This is a genomic window from Hymenobacter jeongseonensis (assembly GCF_015694725.1).
Classification (GTDB): Bacteria; Bacteroidota; Bacteroidia; order Cytophagales; family Hymenobacteraceae; genus Hymenobacter; species Hymenobacter jeongseonensis.
In genome coordinates this window covers 1-16,422 of the sequence record NZ_JADQDQ010000018.1, presented here as the reverse complement: position 1 = coordinate 16,422, position 16,422 = coordinate 1, and the positions used below count along the sequence as shown (strand labels likewise).

At 58.0% G+C, this 16,422-nt stretch carries 13 protein-coding genes; 5 read left to right on the top strand and 8 right to left on the bottom strand.

The window, feature by feature from the left end:
• The first annotated feature begins 467 nt into the window (after positions 1-467).
• The 3 genes from I2I05_RS20560 to I2I05_RS20550 all read left to right on the top strand — a co-directional run bounded on the left by I2I05_RS20560 (position 468) and on the right by I2I05_RS20550 (position 3,273).
• Positions 468-1,331 carry a sigma-70 family RNA polymerase sigma factor gene (locus tag I2I05_RS20560; protein ID WP_196284147.1) on the top strand — a complete coding sequence of 288 codons (864 nt, stop codon included), beginning with the start codon at positions 468-470 and terminating at the stop codon, positions 1,329-1,331.
• 245 nt (positions 1,332-1,576) lie between these two features.
• Positions 1,577-2,536 (top strand): tyrosine-type recombinase/integrase, encoded by a 960-nt coding sequence (locus tag I2I05_RS20555; protein WP_317192388.1) that lies wholly within the window; start codon positions 1,577-1,579, stop codon positions 2,534-2,536.
• Between the two features lie 275 nt (positions 2,537-2,811).
• Positions 2,812-3,273 (top strand): hypothetical protein, encoded by a 462-nt coding sequence (locus tag I2I05_RS20550; protein WP_196284146.1) that lies wholly within the window; start codon positions 2,812-2,814, stop codon positions 3,271-3,273.
• Between the two features lie 100 nt (positions 3,274-3,373).
• Here the strand turns inward: I2I05_RS20550 and I2I05_RS20545 are convergent, their stop codons facing one another.
• The 6 genes from I2I05_RS20545 to I2I05_RS20520 all read right to left on the bottom strand — a co-directional run bounded on the left by I2I05_RS20545 (position 3,374) and on the right by I2I05_RS20520 (position 14,222).
• Positions 3,374-4,066 carry a M48 family metallopeptidase gene (locus tag I2I05_RS20545; protein ID WP_196284145.1) on the bottom strand — a complete coding sequence of 231 codons (693 nt, stop codon included), beginning with the start codon at positions 4,064-4,066 and terminating at the stop codon, positions 3,374-3,376.
• A 4-nt stretch (positions 4,067-4,070) separates the two neighbouring features.
• The gene (locus I2I05_RS22405) at positions 4,071-7,304 is read right to left on the bottom strand and encodes a type I restriction endonuclease subunit R (RefSeq protein WP_196284144.1); all 3,234 of its coding nucleotides are present in this window, start codon (positions 7,302-7,304) and stop codon (positions 4,071-4,073) included.
• Between the two features lie 55 nt (positions 7,305-7,359).
• Positions 7,360-8,973: a T9SS type A sorting domain-containing protein gene (locus I2I05_RS20535; protein WP_196284143.1), complete on the bottom strand. Its 1,614-nt coding sequence runs from the start codon at positions 8,971-8,973 to the stop codon at positions 7,360-7,362.
• A 186-nt stretch (positions 8,974-9,159) separates the two neighbouring features.
• Entirely contained in the window at positions 9,160-10,419 is a 1,260-nt protein-coding gene (locus I2I05_RS20530; protein WP_196284142.1) for a restriction endonuclease subunit S, read from the bottom strand.
• Complete coding sequence (locus I2I05_RS20525; protein ID WP_196284141.1) at positions 10,416-12,035, bottom strand: type I restriction-modification system subunit M; 1,620 nt, start codon at positions 12,033-12,035, stop codon at positions 10,416-10,418. Before I2I05_RS20525 ends, I2I05_RS20530 begins: the two co-directional genes overlap by 4 nt.
• Before the next feature lie 1,731 nt (positions 12,036-13,766).
• Positions 13,767-14,222 (bottom strand): hypothetical protein, encoded by a 456-nt coding sequence (locus I2I05_RS20520; RefSeq protein WP_196284140.1) that lies wholly within the window; start codon positions 14,220-14,222, stop codon positions 13,767-13,769.
• 213 nt (positions 14,223-14,435) lie between these two features.
• Between I2I05_RS20520 and I2I05_RS20515 the strand changes: the two genes are divergently transcribed.
• The gene (locus I2I05_RS20515) at positions 14,436-14,696 is read left to right on the top strand and encodes a hypothetical protein (protein WP_196284139.1); all 261 of its coding nucleotides are present in this window, start codon (positions 14,436-14,438) and stop codon (positions 14,694-14,696) included.
• Positions 14,697-15,072: 376 nt separating this feature from the next.
• Here the strand turns inward: I2I05_RS20515 and I2I05_RS20510 are convergent, their stop codons facing one another.
• Positions 15,073-15,672, bottom strand: a complete 600-nt coding sequence (locus tag I2I05_RS20510; protein ID WP_196284138.1) for an SMI1/KNR4 family protein — start codon at positions 15,670-15,672, stop codon at positions 15,073-15,075.
• Between I2I05_RS20510 and I2I05_RS20505 the strand changes: the two genes are divergently transcribed.
• Entirely contained in the window at positions 15,655-15,990 is a 336-nt protein-coding gene (locus I2I05_RS20505; RefSeq protein ID WP_196284137.1) for a hypothetical protein, read from the top strand. The genes I2I05_RS20510 and I2I05_RS20505 overlap by 18 nt on opposite strands.
• A gap of 48 nt (positions 15,991-16,038) precedes the next feature.
• Here the strand turns inward: I2I05_RS20505 and I2I05_RS20500 are convergent, their stop codons facing one another.
• On the bottom strand, positions 16,039-16,326 hold the full coding sequence (locus tag I2I05_RS20500) for a 1-deoxy-D-xylulose-5-phosphate synthase (protein WP_196284136.1): 288 nt from the start codon (positions 16,324-16,326) through the stop codon (positions 16,039-16,041).
• Positions 16,327-16,422 lie beyond the last annotated feature (96 nt).

The window sequence follows — 16,422 nt, the reverse complement described above, 5'->3', positions numbered from 1 at the left end:
GTATCCTAGAACTGTAGTCAATCTACATAGCTGCACACAGGGAAGAAAAGCTGAATACATGCGCTGTTGAACGCATAATCAATGGTTCGAAAAACTTATGCCAAGAAGGGCCGGAGAATTTGACCCATTACGCGGCTGGGGTGGGGAGGGGCCAGTATAAGTTACGAGGAAATGGGGATGGGCCCGCCGCAGCACAGCCACAGGGTCCGCCAAGCGTTCCGGCGCTAGGTGCTGCTCGGTTGAATGGCTCAAGGAAAAAGATTATAACGTTAGTTAAACGTGGCTCCGCCAATGTTACGTGGGTAGCGCTAAATAGCAGTTGATTCATCCTGAATGACCTCAGTCGGTCAGGCTTTTGCCCCAAACGGACTCCCTTCAGCGAAGCATCGCCGCCAGGGCCGTCGAACCAAGCCGCCACACCGGGAGTTATAGGGGGCTCTTCCCCTCCTAAGCCGCACCGTTCCCGCATGAGACAGCTCAAAATCAGCAAACAGATCACCAACCGCGAAAGCCAGTCGCTGGACAAGTACCTCCAGGAGATTGGCAAAGTGAGCCTGGTGTCGATTGACGAGGAAGTCGAGCTGGCCCAGCGCATCCGCGAGGGCGACCAGATGGCCCTCGAAAAGCTGACCAAGGCCAACCTGCGCTTCGTGGTGTCGGTGTCCAAGCAGTACCAGAACCAGGGCCTGACGCTGGGCGACCTCATCAACGAGGGCAACCTGGGGCTGATCAAGGCGGCCAAGCGCTTCGATGAAACCAAGGGCTTCAAGTTCATCTCCTACGCCGTGTGGTGGATTCGCCAGAGCATCCTGCAAGCCCTGGCCGAGCAGAGCCGCATCGTGCGCCTGCCCCTGAACCGGGTGGGCTCGCTCAACAAAATCAGCCGCTCGTTCGCCGAGCTGGAGCAAAAGTTCGAGCGCGAGCCCTCGGCTGACGAGATTGCCGAGCTGCTGGAGTTGAGCACCGCCGAAGTGACGGACACCATGAAAATCTCGGGCCGCCACGTCTCGATGGATGCGCCCTTCGTGCAGGGCGAGGAAAATGGCTTGCTCGATGTGCTGGGGGACGAGGCGGCGGACACGCCGGACGCCGGCTTGCTGCGGGACTCCCTGCGCCGGGAGGTGCAGCGCGCGCTCTCGACCCTGACCCGGCGGGAGGCCGACGTCCTCACGCTCCATTTCGGGCTCAATGGCCAGGCCGCGCGCACGCTCGAGGAAGTCGGCGAGCAGTTTGGCTTGACCCGCGAGCGAGTCCGGCAGATCAAGGAGAAGGCCATTCGGCGCCTGCAGCACACCTCGCGCTCGCAGTCGCTGAAATCGTACCTGGGCTAGTCCTGTTGTCCGCTTTCCGTTCATCGCCCCGTCCAGGCGGAAGCCTGACAACTCCGGCATGGGGCAGCCGGTCCCTCTTGCCAAAGCAGCACATAAGGAACTACAGCAACTAAGCTTCAGACAGGGAGCGATAAGTAGAGGGGGGCGCTACTTTGATTGGGCTAATAAGGCCTGATAACACCCCATTATCGTTCCCTATCTTGCCCCCGAAAAGCCCGACACTTGCGGGCTGTTTTGCCTGCTCCGTGTCGTCCGAAGTTCTTGCACCATCCCTGCCCAACGCCCAGCTCCCGGCGCACCTGCTCGCTTCCTCCACCCGCTACGTCGAAACCGGCCTGCGCGGGGCGGCCAACACCGTCCGCGCCTACGCCGGGGACTGGAAACGGTTTACCAGTTGGTGCGCGCTCCACCAGCTGGCGTCCTTGCCCGCGCCGGTCGACGCGTTGGCCGGTTTCTTGACCGAGTTGGCCGACGCCGGCAAAAAGGTGGCCACCATTCAGCGCCACGCCGCGGCCATCGCCAAGGCCCACGCGCTGGCCGGCCACGACTCGCCCACCGCGGATAAGAAGATCAAGGTGCTGCTGAAAGGCATCGCCCGGGAGAAAAAGACCCGCATCAAGCAAGCGGCGGCCTTTACGCTGGCCAGCTTCAAGCGCACCATCCGCGCCATCGACGTCTCGACGCCCACCGGGCTGCGCAACCGGGCGCTGCTGCTGCTGGGCTTTACCGGGGCCTTTCGCCGGTCCGAGTTGGAAGCCTTGAACATCGAGGATTTGGCCTTCGACGAGGAGGGCCTCGTCGTGTCACTGGACAAGAGCAAAACCAACCAGCTGGGCCAGGCCGAAGAGAAGGCCATCTTTTACTCCCCCGACCCGGCCCTGTGCCCGATTCGCGCGCTCCAAGCTTGGTTGCGGGTGCTGGACCGGGACGCGGGATGTGTGTTCGTCTCCCTGCGCAAACACCAGCGCCTGACCACCCGCCGGATGACGACCAAGTACATCAACCTCATTGTCCAGCAGCACCTGGGGGCGCCCTACACGGCCCACTCGCTCCGGGCCTCGTTCGTGACGGTGTCCAAGCTCAACGGGGCCGACGACTCCAAGGTCATGAACCAGACCAAGCACAAGACCTCGGCCATGATCCGCCGCTACACCCGCCTGGATAACGTCCGCCAGCACAACGCGGCCAAGGAACTGGGCCTGTAAATCACCAATTTACTTTGTTGTTTGTAACTTCGTAAGTAAGTGATTAACTTTTCGCAGCTTCCCTTCGTTCAGGAGAAGGCTATGCCTGTCATAAGGAGACCGAAAATGAAGAATACTGAGAAATTATTCCCAGAAAACGAGCAGGCTTTACGAGAAGCAAGGCGTAAATACGCTGCTGCTAGCGTAGTAAGTCGCTATGAAAAGTTGCGTAAGGACACTGGGCTGAATGGTGCCGAACGAATCCAAAAGCAAGCTCTTCGCCTATTGACGAACGCATGAGCGAGCTTGTATTTTTAGAAGAACGCATCCTAGCATGTGATTGGGATGTAAGTGGCGGCAGCCTTGAATACGATATAAGTGATTTGCACCCAGATTTTGATGTGCTAATTCAGTCGTACACAGTAGAATCAGTGGACTTTGAAGGCCGGTTGGTTTATGGTAGTGAGTTCCTCTTCTTCAAGAAGGGACGGAAAATACCTAGCAATCTTAGCAGGTATCCAAAAGCAATCAAAGCGGCACTTTGGCAAATTGTGTTTTCCGTCAAAAGGAAGTTTTTTGAAGAAATAAAACCTGACATTGTATTGCATTTCATCAAACAACCGCATTCGGTTGAAGAACGATTCAAACTTTATTCCAAGTACCTGAATCTACCAAACTACACGATCGAGAAGAGCAAACACGAAATAATCTACACGAAAACAACCTCCACCGGCAACGATGGAGGTTTTCGTTTATAGGGAGTTGAAGTAATTGTTATTTGACAGGACGTTTACAGCACGTAAAACAGGTTAATTACCCGCTTACTCAAATTCTTACATCGACTATTTCCTCCTTCTGCTACTTAAATAGTTGTAACTGCGCGTCTAATTGCTTCCATTGGGGCAAATGCTGGCTCAGTTCCGTCCAGAAGGTTTTGGAGTGGTCCTTAACCTTGGTGTGGCACAACTCGTGCACGATGACGTAGTCAATCAATGTATAGGGCAGTTTTACCACATTCGGGTTCAGCAAAATGGTATTGGCACCGGTGCAGCTGCCCCAACGCTTTTCCATCGTGCGAACCTTGAAATCAGCGTAAGCCAACCCCGTTTTAGCCGCCCATTGCCGCACCCGAGGCGTAAGCTTCTCCTCGGCTTTGGCTCGAAAAAAGGCGGTGAGCGCCTGTTGAATGGCGGCTTGCCGGTCGGCAACAGCCGGGCTGACGTGAATGCGGAAGCGCGAGTGGTTGAAGGTGATGCGTGCCTTGGGCTCGGCTTCATCAACCACGACTTCGGTGTAGTACTGCCGGCCCAGGTAGGTGATGCGGGAGCCCGTTACGATGTCTTCCGCGGCTACGGCTTGTACCAGGGCCAACTTCTCCAGAATCCAGCGGGCTTTGCGGAGCACTAGTTTATCGGACTGGGGGGCGGGCAGGCGCAAGCCTTTCAGCACCACGCCCTGGTCTTTATCGACGCTGAGGTAGTGGGCCTTGAGGTCGGGGCGCTCCTGCACGGAGTAAGCAATGGTGCGGTCGCCGTATTGTACGCTGCGCATTTGGCTAATTTTTACGGAGGATTTCGACCAAGTCGCGGGCTTTCAGGCGCGCTTCCGAACGATCCAGCTTGCCCACGAGCAGCTTGCGGATTTTACTTTCCATGTCGTTCCGGACTTCGCCTTTGTCGCGCCAGCCCACGATTTCCAGCTCGCCGCTCACCAGCTCAAACAGCTTGGTGGTGGCAGTGGCGGCCTCGCCGTCGAAGACGGTTTTCATCGAATTGAATACGGCCACCTGGCCTTCGGTGAGGAAGCCGTGGGCGTTGCCCTCCTGGTTTTCGTTGATAACGTCGTCCTGCAACTGCGTGAATGCCAGCAATAGCTGCGCTTGGTCGATGCGCTGGGCTTCGTATTCTTTCAGCAGCTCTTCGAGGCGCTGGGCCAGGGGCTTGTAGTAATCGGGGTTGCGGTCCATGCCCAGCCGGATGACGTGCTTGAGCTGATTGCGCATCTTCAGCATTTTGGTGCCGGGCGAGGCGTTCAGGATTTCCTGCTTGAACTGCTCCCGGTCGATGATGCTGACGGGCTCGGCCAGCAGGTTTTGTACGCCTTGAGAGGTGAGGTGGTCGTTGATGAGTTGTTGCAGCATCTTGCTCTCGTCGGGGCTCACCTTTAGCTCTTCGTCATCGGGGTAGGTGTTGCGGGCGCGCACCTTGATTTCGTTGAAAAGCTTGAAGTCGCCTTCGTACCGCAGCGCTGCTTTATGGGGCAGCACGATGTTCACCGACTTGTTGAAGACCCGCAGCAAGGCCTTGAACTCGTCGCGGCGGTGGAAGGGCTCAATGAACCGGATGCACTCTTCGATGAAGGCCTCGCGCTGGTAGCCCTTGTTGGCCTTGAGGGGCTTGCAGAAGGCCAGCAGCTTGGCGTGGTTTAGCTCCAGCTGGGGGATTTCCTCGCTCAGGTTGCGCAGGAGGTCGTCGGGGCGCAGGTCGCCGCTGAAAATCTCCAGGGCCTTGATGAGGTGCTGGGTGACGCCGTTGTAGTCGATGATGTAACCGGCCGCCTTGCTCTTGTAAGTGCGGTTGACGCGGGCAATGGCCTGGAGCAGGTTGTGCTCTTTCAAGGGCTTGTCGAGGTAGAGGCAGGCGGCGATGGGCGCGTCGTAGCCCGTGAGCAGCATGTCCGACACGATGAGGATGGCCGTGTTGTCGTGCTTCTTGCGCTTGCCCGACTGGTCCATTTGCGACTCATCGCCGAAGGGCAGCTTAAAATCCTCGGTGACGCCTTTGATGTCCTCGGTGGGCGTGACGAGCAAGGGCAGCGGGTCGTGCGGGTTTTCGCGGTTCCAGGCCAGGCGCTCGAAATAATCGCGGGCAATGGGGTCCGACTTGGGCGAGCCCAGGCTGACCACCACTTTCGTGGTGAAATCGTGGAAGCCGGACTGCCGGAGCGCCAGCATGTTTTGCTGGTAATCAAGGGCAGCCTGCCGGCCCGAGCACACCAGCAGGGCCTTGTGCCCATCGGGGTAAATCTTGCCCTTAAAGTGCTCCAGCAGGTGCAGGCTGATGTCGCGGATGCGGCCGGCGGAGCGCTGGTATTTCAGCAGCGCCTCGTCTTTTAGCTTGTCCTTCTTCTCCTCGGATTCGTGTCCGAACCGCTCTTCAAATTCCTGGTCCAGCGCTTCCTTTTTCACGTCGAGGCGGGCAATGCCGGCGTCGTAGAGCAAGGGCACGGTGGCGCCGTCGGCCACCGACTCCACGATGGTGTACACGTCGAGATAGTCCTGGCCGTAGAACTCAGCCAGCGTCGACTTGTCTTCTTTGGAAATGGGCGTGCCGGTGAAGGCGATGAACTTGGCTTCCGGCAGCACCGTGCGCATGAACGCGGCCAGGAAACCGTAGTGGCTGCGGTGGGCCTCGTCCACCAGCACGTACAGGTTCTGCTTGCGGCTCAGCGGCACCAGTTCGATGGTGGTGCGGCTGACTTCCCGCCATTTGCCAGCTACCAATTCTTCCTCCACCGTGACGAGGCTATTGCCTTCGATGGCTTGGGAAGTGCGTCCCGGGCGTGGGGCGGGCGCGGTGGCATCGACGGGCGTGGTCAAGTCATCCGACTCAACTGAGGCGTCGGCGGTATCGGGGGCGTCTTGGTCAGCTTGCTGGAACTTCTGGAGCGTGCTGGTGATGATGCCGCCGTAGTCGTTGCGGAGCAGCATGTCGAGGTGGCGCACCGACGTGGCCTGCTGCACGCGCTTGAAGCCGACGTTGCGAAAGGTTTTCGTAATCTGCCGGTCCAATTCCTGGCGGTCGGTCAGGATGAGCACCGTGGGGTTGTCGAAGCCGTACTCCTGGGCTTGCAGCTTGCGCGTGAGGTAGGCCATGGTGAGCGATTTGCCGCTGCCCTGGGTGTGCCACACCACGCCGCCTTGCTGGTGGGCCCGGAGCTTGGCGATGGTCTTGTTCACGGCCCGCACCTGCTGGTAGCGCGGCAGTTTCTTCACCACGCGCCCGCCCTCTTCCAGTTCGAACAGCACGAAGTGGCGCACGAGGTCGAGCAACCGCGTGGGCTCGAAGAGGTGGAAGAGCAGCTGGTCCTGCGCCGTGGGCTGAGTACCGCCCAGCAGGGCCAGCAGTTCGGGCTCGTCGTCGGGGGCGCGAAACCGGGAGTAAAACGGCTGCGGCGTGCCAATGGCCCCGTAGCGCCCGCCCACGCCCCAGGCGCCCACGCACAGTTGGTTGTAGTGAAACAGCCGCTCGGAATTGCCCTGGTAAAAGTTCAGCTCGCTCCAGGTGCTGCTGATGGGCTCCTTGATAACGCCGCTGGCCTTGCACTCCACCACGGCCAGCGGCAGGCCGTTGACATACACCACCAGGTCGGGGATGGAATTGCCGGCCTTGCCGTGAAACTTGAGCTGGTTCACCACCAGCCAGTCGTTGTTGGCGGGCGTCTGGTAGTCGAGGTAGCGGATGGGCAGGTCTTCGGGCTTGCCAGCTACATCCTGCTTCAGCGACCACTCAGCATTGCCCCGCAGCAGCTTCCACACTTCTTCGTTTACCTCCATCAGCGAGGAGCCCGGCCCGGACGTTACCCGGTCGTAGGCCTTTTGCTGGTTATGCGCATCGAGCAGCGGGTTGAGGCGGGCAATGGCAGCCCGCAGGCGCTGGGGCAGCACGACCTGCGTGATATCGGGCCGCTCGGCCGCCAGGGCCGCACCGCTCAGGTGCTGGTAGCCCAGCTTTTGCAGCAGCACCAACGCCGGTTGCTCGGAAGTAAGAAACTCAGGGGTAGAAGACACGCAGTGGAAAGAATAGAGGTCGTGACAAATCTGGCTTTAGGGAAAGTGAAGCGGTCTAATGCACCAAGAATCGACGCGTCGTCAGGGCCGTGCCGGCCTGCACTTGCAACAGGTACACCCCGGGAGCCAAACCCTGCAGGTCAAATTCTTGCCGCAGACCGGCAGGGGACAGCGTCGCATTTTGCAAACGCACGGTTTGCCCCAGCGCGTCGCGCAGACTTAAGCGAACGGTGCTTACCCCCGTCAGGGGTTGCACCCGCACGGTCACCCTCGCGTGAGCTGGGCTCGGGAAAATATCAATTAAATTCCCTAATAAGCGTTTGTTCACCCCCAGCGGAGCAGTCACGGTGAAGCTGGCAGTGGGACTATTGCCGCGCGGCGTAGCAACGGCCACCCGATAGGAGCCAACCGTCAGGCTGGCCGGCACCGTAAGCCCGATGGTATTGGGTGTGCCGGTGAAGTTGGTACTGGTAAATTGGGTGGCGGGCACGGCCGTCACCACTTGCGCCAGATTGGTGAAGGTGACCTGGGTGGCACCGGCCAAACGGGTTCCTTGCAGCGTAAGCGGTGCGCCCGCGCTGCTGCTGGATGAACCCGTGAGCGTGAGCACGGGCACTGCGCTCACGAATACCCCGGCATTGCCCGCGTTAAAGTTGGCCGAAACAAGGTCTGCTGCCCCATCACCATTTACATCGCCAATGGCAGCGCTGAGCGGGCCGCTCGTGGGGCCCGTGGCGTAAGTGGTCACCGGGCCAAACGCGCCGGTGCCCTTGCCAAGCAACACCGATAACTGGTTGCTGCCGAAGCCGGCCGTCACGACGTCTGGGTAGCCGTCGTTGTTCACGTCGCCCAGCACGATGCCCACGGGGAAGGAGCCGACCGGGTACGTGGCCACGGGGCTAAACGTGCCGCCGCCGGCGTTCAGGAGCACGCTCACGGTCCCGGCGTGGTTGGCGGTGACCAAGTCGGGCCGAAGGTCGCCGTTTACGTCGACCACCGCGATGCCCAGCGGCCCGGTGCCTGCCCCCACCGAGAGGCTCGACGCGGGGCCGAACGTGCCGTTGCCGTGGCCCAGCAACAACCCAACGGCATCGCCATTGGCATTGGCCGTGGCAATGTCCAGCCAACCGTCGTTGTTTACGTCGCCCAAGGCCACGGCTTCGGGCCGGCTGCCCGGGGCCAGCGGGTACGCCACAGCCGGAGCAAACGCATTAAACTCGCGGCCCAACAACACCGTGGCTTGGTCGAAATTGCCGCTGGTGGTGCTGGCGCCGTACGCCGTGACGATATCCAGAAAGCCGTCCCCGTCTACGTCGCCCAAGGCCAGGGCGCCAGGATTGCTGGTCATGTTCAAGGGAAACTGAGCCATAGGGGGCGTGAGCGTGCCGTTGGGCATGCCCAGCAGCAGACCGCCCGTGGTGCTGCCCGCCATCACCACATCGGGGCGACCGTCGCGGTTGATGTCGCCCACTTTCAGGGCCACGGCGCCGGCTGTCCCGGTAGGGAAAGCGGCGGCTGAGCCCAGTGAGCCCTTGCCCAGCCCGAGCAGTACGCTCACGGTATGGGTTGGGTCATTGGCAGTCAAGAGGTCCAGGTGGCCATCGTTGTTGATATCGGCCAGCGCAATGCCCAACGGCGCATGGCCAACCCCAACCGAATAGGGGGTCATTGGCCCAAAGGTCTGCGCTCGGACAGTTGCTCCCAACCCGAGTGACAATCCAGCAAACACGCACCAACCTAGTGCACCAACATAAGAAAGGGGTAGTGGTAGCTTCATAGAGGCTTAAGGTAAACTGTAGGTTCGCAAGGCTTGGGTCCAACCTTGATTGAAGCACGCCCGGGCTAGAAGGCGTGCTTACGCCAGCGCTGCTTCCGGCTGCGCCACCCGCACCCGCCGCTGCCCCGTGAGCAGCTGCTGCATCAGCCCGCGCTTGAGCTCCTGGTACTGGGCTTTCTTGTCGGTGAGGACTTGCAGCTTGTCGTCGACGGTGGTCAGGATTTCGGCTATTTGGCGCTGCTCTGCCAAGGAAGAAGGAATTATTAACTGCATTTTGTGCAGTCTACTTCCTTTGATGCCTTTCACTGTTGAACCTGTTGATTCTTTATCTAAGGCTGTTTGGAACTGAGGTCCAAGTAGAAAATACTTGAAATACCCGCTATCAAGTTGTGAACTATCGGCCCGGTACTTGATAACGCGTTGCGCCAAGGCAATATCTTCTCTATCAATTGCAGCAACTTCTCCCATTGGTGCTTCAGTTGTAATTAGCACGTCACCAATTTGAGGTTTGCCACGGCTCATAATCTCATCATACTCATCGATAGGCACAAACTCCTTTGACAGAGAGTAGTCGATTTTCCCATTCTTAATATTTCTAGCTGTGACCAGAAACACACCAGAATCCACTTTAGGAGGGGTTTTGCCACGGTAATCAACATAGCTTGACACCTCACTTATTCGCTTGACTTCCCAACTCTCCGGTATCTCCCCCAGCGGCGAATCTTTAAACGCGGTATGCCCGATGCCTTTCGTCAGCAGGCGCTGCATCAGGCCCTTTTTCAGCTCCTGGGTTTGCGCTAGCTGTTCGTCAATTACGGCCATTTTCTCATCCACCGTTGATAGGATTTCGGCTATTTTCCGCTGCTCGGAAAGCGGAGGAAGCAGGATTTCAATCTTAGCGAATACAGAGTAAGGAATGGATTTACGACGATTTATGCTACCCAACCCTATGTGGTTATAAATATTTATGAGGCGCTCCGATTTAAGCACAGTGAATAGAAACTGGGTATCAACTTTATTCTTCTTTGCCTCAAAAACAGTGTACATGGGGCTCAAAACAGCCTCATCGTAATCTGCTAGGAAACCAATCGAGCCTTCATCTAGATGAATGGTTGCGTAGGCAAATTGCTCCTTCTTGATGATTTTATAAGTCGATAGTTCTTTACTATAAACCTGCTTTTTGAAGAAATCCAGTGAGTTGACGATGCCTCTATGCTTAGTCACAGAAACAACGTGCTCCACTTTCTTATCTGCGTTTTTGATACTGACGTTTTTGGTCAGCTCACCAAGGGTGACGCATGCCCAACCCTCCGGAAGCTTATTATTAGAGCTCATCATATCCCTAGTTCCTCCAACAGAGCATTAAGCTTAGCATCAACTTCTGCTTCCTTTTCTTCCAATTCCTGTAAAGAGGCTTTAACAAAATCCAAGTCAATGCTTCCTGCTTCTTCGCTACGGTCAATGTATCGAGAGACGTTCAGGTTGTAATCATTGGCTTTGATTTCAGCCAGCGATACCACTCGCATATACTTATCTTCGTCCTGGCCCGCATTGTATGCTGCCAACACGCGCTCGACGTGGTGGTCTTCCAACTCGTTCTGGTTTTTGCCAGGCTTGAATTCCTGGCTGGCATCGAGCAGCAGCACGTTGCCGCGCCGGGCGGGCGTCTTGGTTTTGGCCAGCACCCAGATGGCCGCCGGAATGCCCGTGTTGTAAAACAGCGCCGAGGGCAGGCCCACGATGCCTTCCACGAGGTCGGCTTCGAGCAGCTTCTGGCGGATGCTGCCCTCGGCCCCGCCCCGAAACAGTGTGCCGTGGGGCAGCACCACGCCCATGCGGCCGTCCTGCTTCAGCACGGCCAGCATGTGCTGTAGAAAGGCCATGTCGGCGTAGCCGCGCGGCGGAATGCCGTAGTGCAGCCGCCCAAAGTTGTCGACCACCACGCTGGCGTAGTTCGGCGCAATTTCCTTCTCCTTGCCGTGCTTGTCGAGCTTCTTTTCCTGGCTCACCTCGGCGGGCGTCCACCACCGGTCCTGCGAGAAGGGTGGGTTGGCAATCACCCGGTCGAAGAGCATCAGCTCGTTGTCGCCGTTCTTGTGTGCGGGGCTCACCAGGGTGTCGCCCTTGCGCAGGTCGGCGCTGTCGAAATTGTGCAGCAGCATGTTGAGCTTGGCAATGGCCCAGGTGCCCAGGTTTTTCTCCTGCCCGTAGAGCGACACGTTGATATTGTTGCCCACCTTGCCGTTCGGCTGCTCGGCAATGTAGCGCGCCGCCTCAATCAGCATGCCGCCCGAGCCGCAGGTGGGGTCGTACACCCGGTTCTTGGCCTCGGGCTTGATGAGGCCAACCACCAGCTTCACCACCCCGCGCGGGGTGTAGAACTCGCCGCCCTTCTTGCCCGCGTCGTCAGCAAACTGCTTGATGAGGTATTCGTAGGCATCGCCGAGCAGGTCGGGGGTGTAGAGGTCGGCGTTGCGCAGCGAGTGGCGGTTGAAGTGGCTCAGCAGCCGTTGCAGCGTGTGGTCGGAGAGCTTTTCCTTGTCGCCGAACTTGGTGGCCGTCATCACACCCTCCAGCTGGGTGTTGTCGCGCTCGATGGCGGCAAAGGCCTTGTCTAGCACCACGCCGATGTTTTCGGTGGCCTTCTTCACCTCGGCCCAGCGGGCTTCGGCCGGAATGTGGAAGTAGGTGTCTTCCTCGGCGTCTTCGCGGCTCACCCCGTCGCGGGCCACAATGGCGTCCACTTCCTCCTCAAACACATCGTTGGCCCGCTTGAGGAAGAGCAGCCCGAAGATGTAGTTCTTGAAGTCGGAGCTGTCGATGCTGCCGCGCAGGATGTTGGCCGAATCCCAGAGCCAGGATTCGAGGGTTTTCAGGTCAAGTTGGGGCACGGTGGTAGCAGGCTTAGGAATCGCCGGCGTCGGGGCGCTGGCGAAGAAATCCAGTTGGGACATAGGGGAAGTCATTCAGCCCGGGGCTGACTTGGGCAATTTACCAAAAGTAACGCCGTCACTGCCGGGATGTAACCCCTGCTGACTAATAAAGGAAGCCAGATGCGGCCACAGGTTCTACAGGCAGTAGAGTGCCAGCCATTTCCCTTCCAAAGGCACCGTGTAACGGTAGTATCCAAAAAGTATTCGTTCACCGCTTGCGAACCGGGTTGCAGCAAGATTAGGTATTGCTGTCTGAGTTTTTACAGCACTGGCCACCGCAAAAACGCCCAGCTTCCATGGGTTAATAAAAAGACCTGTCATCATGGTTCGTTCGAAATTCTACCCATTCCCGAACCGTCCCGCTACCCCCGCCAAAGGCCTCAACAACCCGTATTTTCGGGGCGTTCGGCGAAAGGGTTTTGCGAACGGTGGTGGCAGGCCTCTTTCGGTATCCCAGTGGTCGGCAGAGGTACGACGCCCGAAAGGGCCGCTGTCTGGGGCACGCCGGGGAATCGAACGAAAAAACGACGTGTGTTTTCAGTTGGATCCCCCCGCCCGTCGGTGGCGAACGCAAACGCCGGCGCTATTTTCTCCTTTTTGCGGTGTACGACCACGCCACACGCGCTTAAGTGGCATAATATTTTGATTATCAGTAGTTTGCAATCAATAAATACACGCAAAAAACGGGCATTTCGGGTGGATGCAATCGGCTGCTTTAACCGAAATAACAACGGGTAACCACTTGGCTATCAGCTAGTGGCCCTACTTCGTGCAGCGAAAAGTTCGTTTTCAGGGCACGCCAGACGTCTTTTCTTAAGTAGGATAACGCGTTGGCAATCAGGCCTTCCAGGCACTTAAGAAACGCCGTTCGGGCCCTCCAACCGGGGCGTTGGGGGGCGCGTTTCTTAAGTAGGATAACGCGCTGGTGGTCAAGCTCCCCAGCCACTTAACAACCGTCCGAAAGGGACGCCAAACGGGTTTTTTCCGGAACCGCGCGCCACGGCACGTTTCTTAAGTAGCCTAACGTCCTGGTAGTGAAGGGCTACCGGCACGTAAGAAACGGGTTGTGGCGCACAATACGTCGCCCGTTGGGCCATGCGCGCCGCAGCGCCGTTTCTTAAGTAGGATAACGCGCTTGTAATCAGGGCCTACAGCCACTTAAGAACCGTGGGTTTAGACCGTGTTCTACGGCGCGTCCGTTTCCCCGGGCGTTTCAACGCCTGCCGTTGCCTCGTTCTATTAACAGTAAACTGTACGTAATCAGGACGATACAGCACATAAGAAACAGCCCGGCGAACACGGCCAAACGGCGGTTCTTAAGTGCCTGGGAACCTTGATAATCAGTGCGTTATCCTACATAAGAAACGGCGTTTCGCGCGCAGCGGTAACATGCCCGAATCCCTACGCATCCGTCCAGTTCGGTGCCACCAGGTCATAAATCATTGATTAGCAAATTATTGTTATCGGAATCACCCTGATATGCGCCGACGCTTGCCCTCTATTTGAGTCCAAGTTAACCGTTTGCTTATCAATATTTTATAGTACATAAGCTTTTTTTTCAACACGCCACCCTTGTTCGCCACGACGTGCGGGGGTATTCTCCCGGGGGAGGTGGGAGAATACCCCCGCACGTCGTGGCGAACAAGGGTGAACGGGTGTCGCCGTTCCACTAGCTCGGTTTGCATTTCCGACCGTTTGGCTGAACAGAAGTCGTAGATGAATTCACTACTGGAGAGCCGCGCCGCGTGGGCGTTACAACCAGAACGCCCACGTGCTCAGGCAATAGCTTCCCCATAGCAGCAAGGGCAGCAGCGCCAGGCCGCGCTTGCCCCACGCAGCAGCGGGAAAACGCAACCAGTATGTAGAGGGCCGGTGCAAGGACCGGGCCGTGGCATAGCTGCTGACCAAGACGAGCACGCCGGGCAGCAGGACCACGGGCGACAGCCAGTGCCCCTTCCAGTCCACCAGCACGTACGCCCACAACACGGCGCTGTAGGGCAGCAGCAAGACATAGCCCAGGGTGCCGAGCCAGAGCCCCGCCCGGGCCCGGTAGACGAGGACCGGGGCCGCCCCGGCCGAGAGCAGCACGCCCCCGACGAACGCAATAAGGGGGAGGGGATTGACCAATCCAGCCGAGAGGCCGCGGTAGAAAAGCACCAGCCAGACACTCAAAAAAGCCGCCAGCAGGTAGACAACGTAAAGGCGCATGGGATTGGTCGAGCGGTTTGGGCCCGGCCAGCCCATTCACCGCAATCAAAGGAACGCTCGTTTTACTATTCGGACCGTTTGCTTAAACATGGCGTCGTCTAGGCCTGGTTGTATGCCTCGGTTACGGATACCTTGTTGCTGCCTTGCCTGGCCTACGATGGACAACCACCCTCTACTTTCGTCAGCCGAACCGTTTACTACTTTCAAGAAAGAATGACCAAATATTACCTGCTGTTGCTGCTGAGCCTATTCTCGTTGTCTGCCCACGCCCAAACGCCCCCCCCGCTGGCTACGCCCCGCCCTGTTCCTGGGGAACTGTCAGTCGGCCGCCGCGACACCCTAAAAGCCCTTGGCAACATGTACGACCGCCGGCGCCGTGGCGGTAACCGGTGGATAATCCTTGGCGTTGCTTTCACCGGAGCCATCACACGGGGGGTACTTGCTGGGGGCACGGGGAACAACGCCACCGGGTAGCCCTCACGTATGCCGTGTTCGGCGGCATTCCTGCCGCCATTGGCATTGGCAAGAAAATACGCTTCAACGAGAATAAGGAGGACGAGGCCGACCGCGCCTACCGGAGTGGGGGGCCACTTCCCCGAAGCATCAGCCGCCGACTAAAATCCAAGGATTTTGAATAAAGCTTCTTTCCCTGATCGGAGCGCGTTTCGCTTCGGACCGTTTAACTGACCGGTGCCGCTCACTAAGAGGTGTTCGCCCGCCCGCCCAATTGGGAGAATACCCCCGCGTAAACCGTTCGGGTAACCGTTTAGAAACGCTTAGAAGCGGCTACCAAACGGTTCTGCCTACCGGTACGACCGTTTAGGTGAACACCCTTCGGAAAGTTGCCAGCTTACTTGTCAAGTGCGTCTCGTTGCACTTGTGCAGCACGCATGTCCAGCAGCAGGTCGAAAAACGAACCATATAGCCGCTGCGTAGGCGCTGGGTCTTGGTAGAGATCCAGCACGCGAACCACGGCGCAATCCTGCCCGTCCGGTGTGCAGTGGGCAAAGTCAAAGCAAATGGGCTTCAAGTCCAGGTCGTACGCGAACTGAATGTACCCCTGCTGCCGCAGGGTGCCCGGTTCATGTAAAAAGAAGTAGTGGTCCCACAGGCCTGCTTTCCACTCTTTGACGTCGTGCATGATGAACGAGATGCCCGCCGCTTCATCCAGTTCATAAAAGTGGCGGTACCGCAGGAATGCGACGTACAGCGCCGGGAAGGAGTGGCCGATGGCGGCTTCCAACTCGTGGATATCCGCCTCGGTAGCGGTGCTGGCGATAGGCTTCCAGGCAACCATGTCGCCCAACAAGCCCGCCGTTATCGGTTGCGAAGAGTCCAGCATAGCGGCATCCACGATAAATGCGGGCTCCCGCATCAACTCGTGGGCGGCCAAATAGGCTAAGGCCGCGTCTACGTATTCTCGAACGAGTGTTTGTCCATCATTACTCATGGTGTTAAAGTAACGCTCGTTTTGCTGGGCGGGCCGTACTTTGGCGGCATGAACCGTGCGCTATTCCACGCCTTGTCGGAAGAGGACCAAATCGCCGCCGTCGTGGCCCACGGCCGCTACCTGGCCCGGCGCTGGCAGGAAGTCGACGAGGCCGTGCACCTGTACCAAATGCCGAGTGGTTTCTTCGCCGAGCTGACCTACAACACCACGCGCAACCAGATCCTGTACGCCGAGCACTTCGGCCCCGAGGAGGCGGAAAAACTGACGGACTACGCCCTGTTCGTGCACCTGCCCAACTGGCTGCTGGGGACTGAATAAATACAGTGCGTTAATCCACCGTTTTGCTGAACGCGCAAGGCCCGATTTTTACTGAGGAGCGCGAATGGTGGTCCAGTACTCTTCTTTCACGTCCTCGTCGATGAGCAGGGTTACTCGTTCATAATGCGCGTCGCCCCCACGCTTTTTGGGGCCAGACACCCAGTATTCTTCATTGGTAGCGACGTCGAAAAAATTGCCTTTGATGCTCTCACTCCCGCCCCGCTGCAAGACTTTGTCTTGGTAATAAACCGTCTGCATCGTGCGCGAAAACGTGACCCGGCCGATGTGTGCTTCGCCCGTTTCCTTGTTTTCGATGTACATAATCCGCGTTTTCATAGCGCATATTAACGCTCGTTTTACTTTTCGGACCCTTTTGCTGAACAGGTGAATGCGGTCCTTGATTTCACATGGGCTTGTCCACAAGCCCGCTAC

Excerpts from the sequence above, each read along its gene's own strand:
- I2I05_RS20560 (WP_196284147.1), top strand. The coding sequence starts at position 468 with ATGAGACAGCTCAAAATCAGCAAACAGATCACCAACCGCGAAAGCCAG.
- I2I05_RS20550 (WP_196284146.1), top strand. The coding sequence starts at position 2,812 with ATGAGCGAGCTTGTATTTTTAGAAGAACGCATCCTAGCATGTGATTGG.
- I2I05_RS20545 (WP_196284145.1), bottom strand. The coding sequence starts at position 4,066 with ATGCGCAGCGTACAATACGGCGACCGCACCATTGCTTACTCCGTGCAG.
- I2I05_RS20535 (WP_196284143.1), bottom strand. The coding sequence starts at position 8,973 with ATGACCCCCTATTCGGTTGGGGTTGGCCATGCGCCGTTGGGCATTGCG.
- I2I05_RS20530 (WP_196284142.1), bottom strand. The coding sequence starts at position 10,419 with ATGATGAGCTCTAATAATAAGCTTCCGGAGGGTTGGGCATGCGTCACC.
- I2I05_RS20525 (WP_196284141.1), bottom strand. The coding sequence starts at position 12,035 with ATGTCCCAACTGGATTTCTTCGCCAGCGCCCCGACGCCGGCGATTCCT.
- I2I05_RS20520 (WP_196284140.1), bottom strand. The coding sequence starts at position 14,222 with ATGCGCCTTTACGTTGTCTACCTGCTGGCGGCTTTTTTGAGTGTCTGG.
- I2I05_RS20515 (WP_196284139.1), top strand. The coding sequence starts at position 14,436 with ATGACCAAATATTACCTGCTGTTGCTGCTGAGCCTATTCTCGTTGTCT.
- I2I05_RS20510 (WP_196284138.1), bottom strand. The coding sequence starts at position 15,672 with ATGAGTAATGATGGACAAACACTCGTTCGAGAATACGTAGACGCGGCC.
- I2I05_RS20500 (WP_196284136.1), bottom strand. The coding sequence starts at position 16,326 with ATGAAAACGCGGATTATGTACATCGAAAACAAGGAAACGGGCGAAGCA.